This is a genomic window from Streptomyces sp. NPDC059828 (assembly GCF_042731955.1).
Taxonomy (GTDB): domain Bacteria; phylum Actinomycetota; class Actinomycetes; order Streptomycetales; family Streptomycetaceae; genus Streptomyces.
The window spans coordinates 123,188-137,415 of sequence record NZ_JBHWIW010000010.1 but is presented as its reverse complement, the minus strand read 5'-3'; the positions used below and the strand labels follow the sequence as shown (position 1 = coordinate 137,415).

Sequence of the window (14,228 nt, the reverse complement as noted above, 5' to 3'; positions counted from 1 at the left end):
TAGCTAGATCGATTTCCGGGGCGGCCTCCCCGCCGAGTAGACTGCACAGGTTGCTCGGCGAGGGAGGCCGTACTCATACGTGCTCATACGTATGTACGGCGGTCCGTTATCGACGCGCTCTTCGTAGCAGGCCAGTCGTGGCCGGGTGACAGTTCCATTCGTCACCGCATACGAGGAGTGCACATGTCCGAGGTGAAGATCACCGCCGAGATCCGCAGCGAGTTCGGCAAGGGTGCCGCGCGCCGTATCCGCCGCGACAACAAGGTCCCCGGCGTTCTGTACGGCCACGGTTCCGACCCGATCCACGTGACGCTGCCGGGCCACGAGCTGCTGATGGCGCTGCGTACCCCGAACGTCCTGCTGTCCCTGGACATCGAGGGCAAGCAGGAGCTGGCGATCCCGAAGGCGGCGCAGCGTGACCCGCTGCGTGGCTTCCTGGAGCACGTGGACCTGCTGCTGGTGAAGCGCGGCGAGAAGGTCACCGTCGAGGTTCCGGTGCACGCCGAGGGCGAGCTGGCTGCGGGTGGCAACCTGCTGGAGCACGTGCTCAACGCGCTGCCGGTCGACGCCGAGGCGACCCACATCCCCGAGTCGTTCACCGTCTCGGTCGAGGGCCTTGAGGCCGGTGCCTCGGTTCTGGCGAAGGACGTCGAGCTGCCCAAGGGTGTCACCCTGGCCGTCGACGAGGACGCTGTGGTGCTTCAGGTTCTGGCCGCGCAGGCCGAGGAGCCGGCTGCCGAGGGTGAGGAGGCCGTGGAGGCCGAGGCTCCCGCCGAGGGCGCCGAGGGCTGAGCGGCCTGATCGGCCCGTCCTTTCTGTTTTTCCGTCACCGCCCCCCGTACCGTCCGGTGCGGGGGGCGGTGACGCTATGAAGGAGGCATGCAGCAGATGACGACGGATGCGGCGGCCCCGTGGCTGATCGTGGGACTTGGCAATCCGGGGCCGGATTACGAGGGCAACCGCCACAACGTGGGGTTCATGGTGGCCGATCTGCTCGCGGAGCGGATGGGCGGGAAGTTCAAGCGGGCGACGAAGGCGCAGGCGCAGGTCGTGGAGGGGCGGATCGGTCCTCCCGGTCCGGGGAGCCGCCGGGTGATCCTGGCCAAGCCGATGTCGTACATGAATCTCTCGGGCGGTCCGGTGACGGCGCTGCGGGATTTCTACAAGGTGCCCGTGGCGCATGTGGTGGCGGTGCATGACGAGCTGGACATCGACTACGGGGTGCTGCGGCTGAAGCTGGGTGGCGGGGACAACGGCCACAACGGGCTGAAGTCGATCACGAAGGCGATGGGTGCCGAGTACCACCGGGTGCGGTTCGGTATCGGTCGTCCGCCGGGCCGGATGCAGGTAGCGGATTTCGTGCTGAAGGATTTCGCGTCGGCTGAGCGGAAGGAGCTGGGCTACTTCGTGGACCGGGCGGCGGACTCGGTGGAGTGTCTGGTGTCGGAGGGCCTGGAGCGGGCGCAGGGCACGTACAACTCCTGACAAGCACCGCATAGCACCGGTGTGAGGTTGACCTGGTGCGGGCGTGTGCCGAAGTATCGCGCTCCATGAAGCGGAAGTCGTCCGGGAAGCGGAAGTCCTCCGGGAAGCGGAAGCCGTCCGGCCGGATGGTCGACCATGGCCGTCGTGCCGCCATGGTGGCGGTGGCGGTGCTGCTGCTGATCGCCGGAGTGTGGTCGTCCTGGGACACGGCCCAGCACGTGGTGCTGTCCAAGGGACGTGAGCACGGCAGGCTGACGGTGGCGCGCTGCGGCGAGGAGACCTGCACGGGGCCGTTCGATCCGGAGGGGTCGGCGGCGGCGCGCGAGGGTATGTCGATAGGCCGCTCTGTGGCGGTGGCCAGGGGCGAGAAGCTGGATGTGGTGGTGAAGCCGGGCACGCGTGAGGTGGTGCGTGCGGGCTGGCCGGGTGTGCTGCACGCCTGGATGCCGCTGGGCGGGGCGCTGCTGCTGGCGGCCCTGGTGATCGGGGGCGGACTGCGGTGGACGCGGGTCGCCTGGGGTGCGGCGACGGCCGGTGGGGCGCTGCTGCTGGGGGCGTTCTTCGCGCTCGGGTGAGGCGGATGAACAGGTGGGAGGGGCCCGGTGCGACCGGGCCCCTCCCACCTGTTCGTGCCGCAGGTGTCAGCCGGTGTTGCGCAGTCCTGCCGCGACACCGTTGACGGTGAGCAGCAGGGCCCGTGACAGCAGCGGGTCGGCCGGCTCGCCGCGTTCGGCCGCGGTCCGCTGCCGGGCGAGCAGGGAGACCTGGAGGTAGGAGATCGGGTCGAGGTAGGCGTCCCGGATGGCGAAGGTCTGCTGGAGCGCCGGGTTGGAGTCGAGCAGCTGCTCGCCGCCGGTGATCCGCAGGACCTGCTGCACGGTGAGCTGGTGCTCGGCCTCGATTCCGGCGAAGACGTGCTTGAGGTGTTCGGGTACGAGGGTGTCGACGTAGTGCCGGGCGATGCGCAGATCGGTCTTGGCGAGAGTCATCTCGACGTTGGAGATGAAATTACGGAAGAAATGCCACTTCTCGTACATCTCTTCGAGTGCGGAGTCGAGTCCGGCGTCGCGCATCGCCTTCAGTCCGGAGCCGACGCCGTACCAGCCCGGAACGATCTGCCGTGACTGGGTCCAGCCGAACACCCAGGGGATGGCCCGCAGTCCGTCGAGTCCCGCACCGCTGTCGGGGCGCCGTGAGGGGCGCGAGCCCAGGTGCAGTTCGGCGAGCTGGTCGACGGGGGTGGAGGCGAAGAAGTACGCGGGCAGGTCCGGGTCCTCGACGAGGCGCCGGTAGGCGTCGTGTGCGGCGTCGGATGCGGTGTCCATCGCGGCGTCCCAGCGGGCGAGTGCCTCGTCGGACTGGCGCGGGGCGGTGTGCAGGGCGGAAGCCTGGAGGGTGGCCGCGACCGTCAGCTCCAGGTTCTCCCTGGCCAGGGAGGGGATGAGGTACTTGTCGGAGATGACCTCGCCCTGCTCGGTCACCTTGATCTCGCCTTCGAGGGTGCCCCAGGGCTGGGCGAGGATGGCCTCGTGGGTCGGGCCGCCGCCGCGGCCGACGGTGCCGCCGCGGCCGTGGAAGAGCCGCAGCCTGACCCCGTAGCGGTGGGCGACGTCGCGCAGCCTGCGCTGGGCGCGGTGGATCTCCCACTGGGATGTGGTGATGCCGCCGAACTTGGACGAGTCGGAGTAGCCGAGCATGACCTCCTGGACGTCGCCGCGCAGGGCGACGAGGCGGCGGTAGGAGGGGTCGGCGAGCATGCCGTCGAGGATGACGTCGGCGGCCTTGAGCTCGTCGGTGGTCTCCAGCAGCGGCACGATGCCGATCTTCGCCCAGCCGGCGTGCAGGTCGATCAGTCCGGCTTCGCGGGCGAGCACAGCGGCGGCGAACACGTCGTCGGCGCCCTGGCACATCGAGATGATGTACGACTCGACGACCTCGGGCCCGAAGCGTTCGAAGGCTTCCTTGACGGCGTGGAACACGCCGAGGGTCTTGGCTCCGGCGGCGTCGAGGGGTGCCGGGGTGGGGGCGAGCGGCCGGCGGGAGCGCAGTTCCTTGGCGAGCAGCTTCTGCCGGTAGTCGCGCGGCATGTCGGCGTAGCGCCAGGTCTCCTCGCCGAGCCGGTCGAAGAGCTGGCCGAGGGCGTGGTGGTGGGCGTCGGCGTGCTCGCGTACGTCCATGGTGGCGAGCTGGAGCCCGAAGGCGGCGAGGGTGCGGATGGTGCGGTCGAGGTGGCCCTCGGCGAACAGCGCGCCGCGGTGTGCGCGCAGCGAGGTCTGGATGAGTGCCAGGTCGTGCACCAGTTCCGCGCTGCCGAGGTAGTCGCGGCCCGCCTCGTGTGCCCTGCCCTTGGCGAGGCGCTTTCGGGTGTTGACGAGCTTCTGCCGGATGCAGGTGGCCTTGAGGCGGTAGGGCTCCTCGGCGTTCAGCCGCTTGTAGCGGGGGCTGATCTCGGGGAGGCGCTCCAGGTCGGTCTGGAGGGATTCGAGCAGCTCCTCGGTGGCCCCGGTGTAGCGGATGGAGTTCGACAGCAGGGCGCGGAGCTGGTCGACGGATTCGAGTGCGTCGGTGATGCCGTGCTCGTGCTGGAGGATCAGCACCTCGCGGGTGACGTCGGGGGTGACGTTGGGGTTGCCGTCGCGGTCGCCGCCGATCCAGGTGCCGAAGGTCAGCGGGCGGGTGGCGGGGGGCAGCTCGACGCCGACGCGTTCCAGCTCGGCGGCGAGGTCCTCGAGGACGTCGCCGACGGCGCCCGCGTGGAGCTCGTCGAGGTAGTAGATGGCGTTGCGGGCCTCGTCGGCGGGCTCGGGGCGGACCACGCGCAGCTCGTCGGTCTGCCAGACGAGGTCGATGTTCTCGGCGAGCCTGAGGTCGTGGCGGCGCCGGTCGGCGGCGATGACCGGGGTTTCCAGGAGCTCGGCGATGCGCCGGAGCTTGTTGAGCACGGACCGGCGTGCGGCCTCGGTGGGGTGCGCCGTGAACACGGGCCTGACGTTCAGGTTGCGCACGGTGTCGCGCAAATGCTCGGGGTCGGCGTCCTTGAGCATGTCGGCGGTACGGGAGAGCAGCCCGCCCTCGGCGGCCCTACGTTCGCGCAGCTCACGGCCGCGGTGCACCTGTTCGGTGACGTTCGCCAGGTGGAAGTACGTGGAGAACGCGCGTACGAGCTTCGCGGCGGTGTCCAGGTCGGTGTCCCCGAGCAGCTCGGCGGCCGCCTCGCCGTCCGTACGGGTGAGGGCGCGGACCCGCTCGACGAGCTCCAGGAGGTCCGGGCCTTCCTGGCGCACGAGGGTCTCGCCGAGGAGATCGCCCAGTCGGCGGATGTCGGAGCGCAGTTCGGCGCTGGCGGTTGAGGTGTTGTCGGCACTGCTCACAGGTGCGGCTCCTTGCAGCGTTTGAGCACGTCTGGAGGGTTTTCCGGAGTCTTGCGGACCGCGCTGTCCGACGGGGACCAGGATAGGTGGCCATTCACTCGGCGTTGTCCAGGGCCCTCTTGCCGCGAGGCTGCGCGCTGCCATACTTACGACGCCGTAGGTTACGGAACCGTAGACAGACACAGGCCGCCATAGGCGGTCACAACGGCACCAGACACCACAAGCGGCCACACACAGCTACAGACAGCCACCGGCGGCTTGGACGGCCGCAATCAGTCCTCGCCGCGGACCATTCGTACATCTCACCCCCCAGGGGACCCCCATGACCACAAGCCCCGATGTGATCGACGACGCCCGAAAGCCCGACGACCCCGATCTCCCCCTCGCCACTCTCGGCGGCGACAAGAAGCGTTCGGTCGAGCAGATCGCCCTGCTGATGTTCATCACGGTGCCCTTCCTCGCCCTGCTGGCGGCGGTGCCGCTGGCCTGGGGCTGGGGTGTGAGCTGGCTCGATCTCGGGCTGATGGTGGCGATGTACTACATCAGCTGCCACGGCATCACGATCGGCTACCACCGCTACTTCACCCACGGCTCCTTCAAGGCGAAGCGCCCGCTGCGGATCGCGCTGGCGGTCATGGGTTCGCTGGCCGTGGAGGGCCCGCTGGTGCGCTGGGTGGCGGACCACCGAAAGCACCACCGGTTCTCGGACGCCGAGGGTGACCCGCACTCGCCCTGGCGCTACGGAGAGACCGTCCCGGCTCTGATGAAGGGCCTGTGGTGGGCCCATATCGGCTGGATGTTCGACCAGGAGCAGACCTCGCAGCACAAGTACGCCCCCGACCTGATCAAGGACCCTGCGCTGCGGGCGGTCTCCCGCCAGTTCGCGCTGTGGACGGTGGTGTCGCTGACGATCCCGCCGCTGGTCGGCGGGCTGGTGACGATGTCGTGGTGGGGCGCGTTCACCGCGTTCTTCTGGGGCTCGCTGGTGCGGGTGGCGCTGCTGCACCATGTGACCTGGTCGATCAACTCGATCTGCCACGCGGTCGGCAAGCGGCCGTTCAAGTCCCGTGACCGCTCGGGCAACGTGTGGTGGCTGGCGGTGCTGTCCTGCGGCGAGTCCTGGCACAACCTGCACCACGCCGACCCGACGAGCGCCCGGCACGGTGTGATGCGCGGGCAGATCGACTCCAGCGCCCGGCTGATCCGCTGGTTCGAGCAGCTGGGCTGGGCCTACGACGTGCGCTGGCCGAGCGCGGACCGGATCGACTCCCGGCGGCAGAGCAGGACCGCGAAGACGGCATGATTGACGACGTGGCGATTGACGGCAGTAGCAGCAGCGAAAGGCCCCGACGGGCGCGCCGGGTCCGGATGACCGGGGCGGAGCGCCGCCAGCAACTGCTCGACATCGGCCGGGCGCTGTTCGCCGAGCGGGGCTTCGAGGGCACGTCGGTGGAGGAGATCGCGGCGAAGGCCGGGGTCTCCAAGCCGGTGGTGTACGAGCACTTCGGCGGCAAGGAGGGCCTGTACGCGGTGGTCGTGGACCGCGAGATGCGTCAGCTCCTGGACATGGTGACGGGGGCGCTCACCGCGGGTCACCCGCGTGAGCTGCTGGAGCAGGCGGCGTTCGCGCTGCTCGACTACATCGAGACGTACACCGACGGCTTCCGCATCCTGGTGCGTGACTCGCCGGTCGCCCAGTCGACCGGCACCTTCGCCTCGCTGATCAGCGATATCGCCACGCAGGTCGAGGACATCCTGGGCATGGAGTTCAAGAACCGCGGCTTCGACCAGAAGCTGGCTCCGCTGTACGCGCAGGCGCTGGTGGGGATGGTGGCCCTTACCGGCCAGTGGTGGCTGGACGTCCGCAAGCCGAAGAAGGCGGAGGTCGCGGCGCATCTGGTGAATCTGGCGTGGCACGGCCTGGACGGGCTTGAGCAGAAGCCGCGGCTGATAGGGCACCGCAAGAGCTGAGTGCGTTTCAGGACCGCCCGGGCCTGCCCGGCCCTCCGGGCCACGGCCTTGTCCCGAGCTCGAAGCGCGGTGCTGCCGGTGTCCCGGCCGGCGGGTGCGCCGCCGGCCGGGTGGGCACGGCGGTCAGGCCACGGGTTCCAGAAACTCAAGGCGGTTGCCCACCGGGTCCTCGGAGTAGAAGCGACGGTGCCCGGGGAGGTTGTCGTCCCAGACGACCTTGGCGCCACGGGAGGCGAGGCGGTCCGCGTAGGCGTCGATACCGCTGACGCGCAGGCCGGGGTGAGCCTTGCGGGCCGGGCGGAAGTCCTGCTCGATGCCGAGGTGCAGCACCACGGACCCCGCCTGGAACCAGCAGCCGCCGCGCGCGGCCAGCACCGGTGGCTTGGGGATCTCGGTCATCCCGAGGACATCGGTGTAGTAGGCGCGCAGCTCGTCCTCGCTGCCGGAAGGTGCGGCGAGCTGGACATGGTCGACGGCGGTCAGCATGGGTCCCCCTGGGTTCATACGGTTGCGGATTTCCGGGCTGTCGCGAAGATCCTCCGGAACGGGAAGACCGTGCCGTGCGGGCCCGGCGGGTAGGCCTTGCGGAGCAGATCGCGGTACTGGTCGAGGAATTCGCGCGCCGCGTCCCCGTCCCCGTCGAGCGCGGTGAGGACCGGCCGCAGCGCTGTGCCCTTCACCCAGTCGAGTACGGGGTCCTCGCCGCTGAGGAGCTGGGAGTACGTGGTCTCCCAGACGTCCGTCGCACAGCCGAGGTCGGCGAGTCTGATCAGGTAGTCGGCGGGCTCCAGGATGTGGACGAAGCGGCGGCCGTGGTCGCCGAGGCGGTCGCACCACTGGGGTGAGTCGCACAGCTCACCGAGCAGGGCGTGGCTGGGTGAGGTGAAGTTGCCGGGGACCTGGAAGGCGAGGGTCCCTCCGGGCGCGAGGCCGTCGATCCAGGCCGGGAAGGACTCGGGGTGCCCTGGCACCCATTGCAGGGCGGCGTTGGAGACGATCAGGTCGTAGGGCTCGTCGGGGACCCAGTGCGCGGCGTCGGCGAGGTGGAAGTCGATCGAGCCGCCGCCGGGGGTGGGCCCGGAGTGCTCCTTCTCGGCGCGGGCGAGCATCTGCGGGGAGAGGTCGAAGCCGGTGATCCGGGCGTCGGGCCAGCGGTCGGCGAGCAGGGCGGTGACGTTGCCGGGTCCGCAGCCGATGTCTGCGATACGGGCGGGACCGCTGCCGTGCGGCAGCTCGGGTATGCGGGCGAGGAGATCGAGGAACGGGCGGGTGCGGTGTCCGGAGTGCCTGAGGTATTGCTGGGGATCCCAGGTTGGTACGGAATGCATGTTCGAGCCCCCTTGCTGGAACGTAGCAGCCAAGCGGAACAGGGTTCCGGCCCGACCATGCCCCATAGTCCACCAGAATATATCTTGACGTCAAGAGACTTCATATCGAGGGACCCTCTACACTGATCGTCATGGAGGACGAGGTCGACCGACTGGTTGCTGCATGGCGCCGTGAGCGCCCCGACCTCGACGTGGAACCACTCGAGGTGCTCAGCCGTATCTCCAGGCTGGCCCGGCACCTCGACCGTGCGCGCAGACTGGCGTTCTCCGAGCACGGCCTGGAGCCCTGGGAATTCGACGTGCTGACGTCCCTGCGGCGCGCGGGCGCGCCCTACCAGCTCTCCCCAGGTCAGCTGCTGACGCAGACACTGGTGACCTCGGGCACGATGACCAACCGCATCGACCGGCTCGCGAAGAAGGGCCTGGTGGAGCGGCTTCCCGATCCGAGCGACCGGCGCGGTGTGCTCGTCCGGCTCACACCGGAGGGGCGGGACCGCGCCGATCAGGCGCTGGCCGGGCTGCTGGACCAGGAGCGGGCGATCCTGGCCGAGCTCTCCCGGACCCAGCGCGGTGAACTTGCCGGGCTGCTACGCCAGCTGACCGCCCCGTTCGACAACGTCCCCGGCTAGGCCCGCCGGACCCAGCTCCACGGGACCGACACCGGCTCGGCGCGCCAGCGCCACGGCGGCCAGGGTGGAGTGCACTCCCAGCTTGCCCAGCACGTTCTGCATATGGGTGCGGACCGTGTGCGGGGACAGGAAGAGACGCTCCGCGACCGCCTTGCGGCCGAGCCCCGCCACCATGCAGCGCAGAACCTCGCGTTCGCGCGGGGTGAGGGACTCCACGAGCTGCTCGCTCTCCGTACGGTGCTTGCGCGCGGCCGTCAGTTCCCGCAGCACGGCGGTGAGCAGCGCGGGAGGCAGATGGGTCTCCTCGCGGAGCACGCCGCGGATCACCGTGAGCAGCCGCTGCAACGAGCAGTCCTTGGCCAGCCAGCCCGAGGCTCCAGCCTGCAGCGCGAGCGCGGCACGGCGGGGGTCGTCCTTCTCCGCGAGCACGACGGAACGCACCGCCGGCCGGGCGGAACGGACCGCGGCCACCAGGGATATGCCGTCCACGAAGCCGTCCTCGCCGCTGTCCGGTACGGCACGGGCGACCACCGGGGCGGAAGTGCCGGCGACCGTCGTACCGAGGTCCGCGTCCACGAGCATCACGTCGAATCTCCGGCCGTCCGCCGCCGCGCGCTCCATGCAGCGCACCGCGGCAGGGCCGCTTCCGGCCGCGGCCACCTCCACGTCCGGCTCCGCGGCGAGCGCCGCGGCCAGCGACTCGGCGAAGATTCGGTGGTCATCCACCACCAGGACCCGAATTCGAACCACGACACCCCCAAGCTGCAGATAACGGCGAATTCCGACGGACTCTGTCGCGCACGTACGCCACCCGGAAGGAGTGCTGTGCGGCCTCCACGGCCGCCGCCGCGCTCTGACTGCTTACCCCGCCCGGGGCGGCGTACCCGACCGTCTCGCCCCTTGATCAGCACCGGCCCCCACCGGTGCTGTGCATCAGAGTAAGGCTGGGCGCGGGAAGCGGAAGCACATTGACAGAACTGTTTGGCCAGCGTGTTTGGCGTGTGTCTGATGTTTCGTTCTGAGACAGAAGTAGACAGGGAACAGCATGTTTCGCGGTCATATCGGGCTGACATGACACCGCGTCATAGGCCGCCGTCGGCCGATGCCAGGACCGGCACAAGCGCACCTGCACTAGAGCACCTATTCGAGGCGCCGGGCCCCGCTCGACGGAGTCACCGGGAAGATCCCCGGTGCGGCGTACCCGGCCGCCGCGAAGGCTCGGGCGACCGCGTCGCCGACCGCACCTGCCGTGTCCCGGCCGGCCAGGACGATCGCCGAGCCGCCGAAGCCGCCGCCCGTCATCCGGGCGCCGAGGGCACCCGCCGCGTTCGCCGACGAGACCGCAAGGTCCAGCTCCGCGCAGGAGACCCGCAGATCGTCCCGTAGCGAGGCATGGCCCTCGGTCAGGACCGGGCCGACGGCCGGGAGATCACCGGCGTCGAGGAGCGCGACGGTACGCAGCACCCGGGCGTTGTCGGTGACCACATGGCGCACACAGCGACGGATCTCGTCCGTGTCTGCGGCGCCGGCCAGCGCCGCGTCGCCGAGGCTCCGCAGTGCGTCGGGCAGTTGCACCGGGCAGATCTCGCGCAGCGCCCGCACACCCAGCGCCCGCGCTCCCGCCTCGCATCCGGCGCGCCGCCTCGCGTACGCGCCGTCTCCGAGTGCGTGCCGCACACGGGTGTCCACCAGCAGCAGACCCAGCCCGTGGGCGGCCGGATCGAAGGGGATCTGCCGGTGGGCCAGATCGCGGGTGTCGAGGAGGAGCGCATGGCCCGAAGTGCCGCAGACCGACGCCATCTGGTCCATCACCCCGCAGGGCACGCCGACGAAGTCGTTCTCGGCGCGCTGGGCGAGCAGGGCCAGCTGTTCCCGTCCGAGGCCCAGTCGGTGCAGCTCGGCCAGGGCGAGGGCGAGCACGACCTCCAGCGCGGCGGACGAGGAGAGCCCCGCGCCCATGGGTACGGCCGAGGCCAGGTGCACATCCGCGCCGCCGGCCGCCACCCTGTGCCCGGCTTCGCCCAGCGCCCAGACCACGGCCGCCGGGTACGCGGCCCAGCCCGGGACCGAGCCGGGCGCGAGACCCTCGACCGCCAGCTCGACCACGCCCCCGACGCGGCCACGGGCCGCGTCCCCGTGCCGGCGCCCGCCCTGGTCCGCCGAGTGGAGCCGCAGGACGCCGTCGGTGCGCCGGGCCACGGCCGCGACCGCCGCCTGCGGCAGGGCGAAGGGCAGCACGAAGCCGTCGTTGACGTCGGTGTACTCGCCGATCAGATTGACCCTGCCGGGCGCCGCCCAGACGCCTTCGGGCGGGTAGCCGTACAGCTCCTCGAACCGCGCCCGCACGCACACGGCCATGGTCACTCCGGTGTCACCCCCGCGCCGCCCCGGCCCGTGCGAACTCCCAGGCGTCGGCGATGATCCCGGCGAGGTCGGCCCGGGAGGGGCTCCAGCCGAGGCACTCGTGGGCTGCGGCGGCGGAGGCGACGAGCACGGCCGGGTCACCCGGGCGGCGGGGGGCGACGGTCTCGGGCACGGGGCGGCCGGTGACCTTGCGGACCGTCTCGATGACCTCGCGGACGGAGAAGCCGTTGCCATTGCCGAGGTTGCAGACGAGGTGCTCGCCGGGGGTGATCCGGTCCATGGCGAGCAGATGCGCCTCGGCCAGGTCGGCGACGTGGATATAGTCCCGTACGCAGGTACCGTCGGGCGTCGGGTAGTCGTCGCCGTAGACGGAGATCTCCGCACGGGTGCCGAGCGCCACCTGGAGGACGAGCGGGATCAGATGCGACTCCGGGTCGTGACGCTCTCCGCAGTCGCCGTACGCACCGGCCACGTTGAAGTAGCGCAGCGAGGCCGCGCCCAGTCCGTAGGCGGCGCACTGACCGCTGATCATATGGTCGACGGCCAGCTTGCTGGCACCGTACGGGTTGGTCGGGGCGGTCGGGTCGGTCTCGGTGATCGGAATCGAGACCGGCTCGCCGTAGGTGGCCGCCGTGGAGGAGAACACCAGCCTGTCCACGCCCGCCGAGCGCATGGCGGCCAGCAGGGCCATCGTCCCGCCGACGTTGTTCGTCCAGTACTTCTCGGGGTCCGCGACCGACTCGCCGACCTGGGAGTACGCGGCGAAGTGGAACACACCGTCGAAGTCGGAGGTCAGCCAGCGCGCGGCGTCCTGGACCCGGCCCTCGATGAACTCCGCCCCGGCCGGCACGCCCACGCGGAAGCCGGTCGACAGATCGTCGAGCACCGTCACCCGATGGCCTGCCTCCAGCAGGTGTGCCACCACGACACTGCCGACATAGCCGGCCCCGCCCGTCACCAGGTAGTCGCTCATGTGGTCGTCGCCACCTCTCGCAGTCGTTCGGCCGCGGCCTCGGGCCGCACGTCGTTCGTGAACACGCTCATGCCGGACTCGGACCCGGCGAGGAACTTCAGCTTGCCGGGCGAGCGGCGGACGGTGAAAAGCTCGAGGTGCAGGGCGAAGTCACCGCGCCGCTCATCGTCGTACGGCGCCTGGTGCCACGCGGCGACATAGGGTGTCGGTGGCGCGTCGGGGCCGAAAACCCGGTCGAAGCGCCTCAAGAGTTCCAGATAGATCTGTGGGAACTCTGTGCACGCGCCGTCAGAGAGTCCCCGCAGGTCGGGCACCCTGCGCCGGGGGTAGAGATGGACCTCGTACGGCCAGTGCGCGGCGTACGGCACGAACGCCACCCAGTGCGCCCCCTTCAGAACGACCCGTGCGCCGTCGGCGAGCTCGCGCTCGACGGTGTCGTCGAAGAGGTTGCGGCCGGTGGCGGCGAGATGGGCGGCGACCGCCCGCTGCATCAGGGCGGTGCGGGGGGTGACGAAGGGATACGCGTAGATCTGCCCGTGCGGATGGGCGAGGGTCACGCCGACCTCCGCGCCCCTGTTCTCGAAGCAGAACACCTGCCTGACCCCCGGGAGTTCGGCGAGTGCGGAGGTGCGGTCCGTCCACGCGGCCAGGACGAGGGCGGCCCGGTCCTCGCTGAGGTCGGCGAAGGAGGCGTGATGGTCGGGGGTGAAGCAGACCACCTCGCAGCGGCCGGTGTCCCCGGAGAGGGAGGGAAAGCGGTTCTCGAACACCACGACCTCGTAGTCGCGGTCCGGGATCTCGCTGAGCCGGCCGTCGCGCGACGGGCACAGGGGGCATTCCCCCGCGGGTGGATGGTGGGTGCGGCCCTGGCGGTGGGCGGCGACGATCACCGCGTCGCCGAGCAGCGGGTCGTGGCGGACCTCGGAGACGGCGGCGCCGGCGGGCGGACCGGCAAGACCCTGCCCAGGCCCTGAGGAGTCCGGTGAGCGCCGGTCGACCGCCTCGCGGACGATGTCGTCCCGGCGGTCGTAGTAGAGCAGCTCACGACCATCGGCGAGCCTGGTCACCGTCTTCCTCACCGGCGCTCCCCGCTCGCAGCATCAGTGCGCTCACCTCACCGAACAGAAGCCCGCACAACGAAACACGCCCGCACACCCTCCGTCAATGAGCGGGGGGTTGGGCGCGGCGGGGCACCTCCGGGGCACGGTCGAGCAGACCGGTGCGGGCCGCGAGGGCCGCCGCCTCCAGCCTGGAGCCCACACCGAGCTTCATCAGCACCCGCTGGACATGGGTGCGGGCCGTGCTCGGGGCTATGCCCATGCCCGCGGCGATCAGCCGGGTGTCCTCGCCATCGGCCACCCGGACCAGCACCTCCACCTCCCGGGGGGTGAGCATCCGCAGCAGCCGCTGTCCCTCGTCGTCCGGCTGGACCGCTGGGTTCAGCAGCTCGGTGAAAGCGCCCTGGAGCAGCTGCGGCGCCACCGCCGTCTCCCCCGCGCGGGCCTTCATCATGGCCCGCTCGACGCCTTCGATGCGCTCGTCATGGCGTACATAACCCGACGCGCCCGCCGCGAACGCCGCGGCGATCCCCCGCGGCGAGGGCACGGGCCCCAGCACCACCACGGCCACCTGCGGGCGCTCCCGTTTGATCCGTGCGATCGGGTCGAAGACCCCCGGCTCCGCGGGTGTCGCCGTACCGAGCAGACACACCTCCGGCGCCCTGCTCACCACCAGCTCGGCCGCTCCCGCCGTAGGCGCCGCCGCGGCGAGCACCCGGTGCCCGCGCAGCTTGAGCGCCGACGCGAGCGCTTCCGCGAGCAGTCGGTGGTCGTCGACCACCATGAGCCGCACACCCATCGAGCAAACCCCCCATACCCCTGGAGTCGGCCCCCCGGCCACACCAGCCCTGTTGACCCGGCAAGCTACACGCTTGTTCGACGTTGTGTGCCTGTTACCTGCCAGAAGCCCCCCAGATTGTCGAATTCTTCGCCAAAACGGCCCGGGGCCCCCAAGAAATGTAGGGGGGGCGGGGGGGCGCCGGGGGGGGCGGGTGGGTCGCCGCGGGTGCCCCGGTCCAAGGCGGCGGCCAACAATACCATGGGGTGGG

Annotated in this window: 14 protein-coding genes; 6 read left to right on the top strand and 8 right to left on the bottom strand. The window is 70.6% G+C overall.

All coding sequences use genetic code 11. From position 1 onward, the window contains the following. Positions 1 to 183 precede the first annotated feature (183 nt). From ACFV6V_RS09250 to ACFV6V_RS09240, 3 genes are all read left to right on the top strand, one after another. Entirely contained in the window at positions 184 to 792 is a 609-nt protein-coding gene (locus tag ACFV6V_RS09250; protein ID WP_385561393.1) for a 50S ribosomal protein L25/general stress protein Ctc, read from the top strand. A 96-nt stretch (positions 793 to 888) separates the two neighbouring features. After that, positions 889 to 1,485, top strand: a complete 597-nt coding sequence (gene pth / locus ACFV6V_RS09245) for an aminoacyl-tRNA hydrolase (protein ID WP_385561449.1) — start codon at positions 889 to 891, stop codon at positions 1,483 to 1,485. A 65-nt stretch (positions 1,486 to 1,550) separates the two neighbouring features. Beyond that, positions 1,551 to 2,060 carry a hypothetical protein gene (locus ACFV6V_RS09240; protein ID WP_385561390.1) on the top strand — a complete coding sequence of 170 codons (510 nt, stop codon included), beginning with the start codon at positions 1,551 to 1,553 and terminating at the stop codon, positions 2,058 to 2,060. Positions 2,061 to 2,126: 66 nt separating this feature from the next. Here ACFV6V_RS09240 and ppc read toward each other — a convergent pair whose 3' ends face one another. After that, complete coding sequence (gene ppc / locus ACFV6V_RS09235) at positions 2,127 to 4,856, bottom strand: phosphoenolpyruvate carboxylase (protein WP_385561388.1); 2,730 nt, start codon at positions 4,854 to 4,856, stop codon at positions 2,127 to 2,129. Positions 4,857 to 5,178: 322 nt separating this feature from the next. On the opposite strand from ppc, the gene ACFV6V_RS09230 reads away from it, so the two are divergent. Further along, positions 5,179 to 6,159: an acyl-CoA desaturase gene (locus ACFV6V_RS09230; protein WP_385561386.1), complete on the top strand. Its 981-nt coding sequence runs from the start codon at positions 5,179 to 5,181 to the stop codon at positions 6,157 to 6,159. Continuing rightward, entirely contained in the window at positions 6,156 to 6,827 is a 672-nt protein-coding gene (locus ACFV6V_RS09225; protein WP_361281386.1) for a TetR/AcrR family transcriptional regulator, read from the top strand. The genes ACFV6V_RS09230 and ACFV6V_RS09225 overlap by 4 nt, the downstream gene beginning before the upstream one ends. Before the next feature lie 123 nt (positions 6,828 to 6,950). Here the strand turns inward: ACFV6V_RS09225 and ACFV6V_RS09220 are convergent, their stop codons facing one another. Both ACFV6V_RS09220 and ACFV6V_RS09215 read right to left on the bottom strand, forming a co-directional pair. Beyond that, complete coding sequence (locus tag ACFV6V_RS09220; RefSeq protein ID WP_361281681.1) at positions 6,951 to 7,313, bottom strand: VOC family protein; 363 nt, start codon at positions 7,311 to 7,313, stop codon at positions 6,951 to 6,953. A 14-nt stretch (positions 7,314 to 7,327) separates the two neighbouring features. Next, positions 7,328 to 8,155 (bottom strand): trans-aconitate 2-methyltransferase, encoded by an 828-nt coding sequence (locus ACFV6V_RS09215; RefSeq protein WP_385561383.1) that lies wholly within the window; start codon positions 8,153 to 8,155, stop codon positions 7,328 to 7,330. Between the two features lie 131 nt (positions 8,156 to 8,286). Here ACFV6V_RS09215 and ACFV6V_RS09210 point away from each other — a divergent pair, with 131 nt between their 5' ends. Beyond that, a complete protein-coding gene (locus ACFV6V_RS09210) occupies positions 8,287 to 8,784 on the top strand; it encodes a MarR family transcriptional regulator (RefSeq protein WP_361281382.1) in 498 nt (165 codons plus the stop codon). Here ACFV6V_RS09210 and ACFV6V_RS09205 read toward each other — a convergent pair. The 5 genes from ACFV6V_RS09205 to ACFV6V_RS09185 form a co-directional block, all read right to left on the bottom strand. After that, the gene (locus ACFV6V_RS09205) at positions 8,743 to 9,534 is read right to left on the bottom strand and encodes a LuxR C-terminal-related transcriptional regulator (RefSeq protein WP_385561380.1); all 792 of its coding nucleotides are present in this window, start codon (positions 9,532 to 9,534) and stop codon (positions 8,743 to 8,745) included. The genes ACFV6V_RS09210 and ACFV6V_RS09205 overlap by 42 nt on opposite strands. Before the next feature lie 390 nt (positions 9,535 to 9,924). Continuing rightward, on the bottom strand, positions 9,925 to 11,142 hold the full coding sequence (gene galK, locus ACFV6V_RS09200) for a galactokinase (protein WP_385561446.1): 1,218 nt from the start codon (positions 11,140 to 11,142) through the stop codon (positions 9,925 to 9,927). Positions 11,143 to 11,155: 13 nt separating this feature from the next. Next, positions 11,156 to 12,121, bottom strand: a complete 966-nt coding sequence (galE, locus tag ACFV6V_RS09195; RefSeq protein WP_385561377.1) for a UDP-glucose 4-epimerase GalE — start codon at positions 12,119 to 12,121, stop codon at positions 11,156 to 11,158. Further along, positions 12,118 to 13,200 carry a galactose-1-phosphate uridylyltransferase gene (galT, locus tag ACFV6V_RS09190; protein WP_385561374.1) on the bottom strand — a complete coding sequence of 361 codons (1,083 nt, stop codon included), beginning with the start codon at positions 13,198 to 13,200 and terminating at the stop codon, positions 12,118 to 12,120. Before galT ends, galE begins: the two co-directional genes overlap by 4 nt. An 82-nt stretch (positions 13,201 to 13,282) precedes the next feature. After that, entirely contained in the window at positions 13,283 to 13,978 is a 696-nt protein-coding gene (locus ACFV6V_RS09185) for a LuxR C-terminal-related transcriptional regulator (protein ID WP_385561371.1), read from the bottom strand. Positions 13,979 to 14,228: the final 250 nt, after the last annotated feature.

What these genes read in the sequence shown, in the direction of transcription:
- galE (WP_385561377.1), bottom strand. Translation starts at nt 12,121, where the DNA reads ATGAGCGACTACCTGGTGACGGGCGGGGCCGGCTATGTCGGCAGTGTC.
- ACFV6V_RS09240 (WP_385561390.1), top strand. Translation starts at nt 1,551, where the DNA reads ATGAAGCGGAAGTCGTCCGGGAAGCGGAAGTCCTCCGGGAAGCGGAAG.
- ACFV6V_RS09185 (WP_385561371.1), bottom strand. Translation starts at nt 13,978, where the DNA reads ATGGGTGTGCGGCTCATGGTGGTCGACGACCACCGACTGCTCGCGGAA.
- ACFV6V_RS09225 (WP_361281386.1), top strand. Translation starts at nt 6,156, where the DNA reads ATGATTGACGACGTGGCGATTGACGGCAGTAGCAGCAGCGAAAGGCCC.
- ACFV6V_RS09250 (WP_385561393.1), top strand. Translation starts at nt 184, where the DNA reads ATGTCCGAGGTGAAGATCACCGCCGAGATCCGCAGCGAGTTCGGCAAG.
- galK (WP_385561446.1), bottom strand. Translation starts at nt 11,142, where the DNA reads ATGGCCGTGTGCGTGCGGGCGCGGTTCGAGGAGCTGTACGGCTACCCG.
- ACFV6V_RS09210 (WP_361281382.1), top strand. Translation starts at nt 8,287, where the DNA reads ATGGAGGACGAGGTCGACCGACTGGTTGCTGCATGGCGCCGTGAGCGC.
- ACFV6V_RS09230 (WP_385561386.1), top strand. Translation starts at nt 5,179, where the DNA reads ATGACCACAAGCCCCGATGTGATCGACGACGCCCGAAAGCCCGACGAC.
- ACFV6V_RS09220 (WP_361281681.1), bottom strand. Translation starts at nt 7,313, where the DNA reads ATGCTGACCGCCGTCGACCATGTCCAGCTCGCCGCACCTTCCGGCAGC.
- pth (WP_385561449.1), top strand. Translation starts at nt 889, where the DNA reads ATGACGACGGATGCGGCGGCCCCGTGGCTGATCGTGGGACTTGGCAAT.
- ACFV6V_RS09215 (WP_385561383.1), bottom strand. Translation starts at nt 8,155, where the DNA reads ATGCATTCCGTACCAACCTGGGATCCCCAGCAATACCTCAGGCACTCC.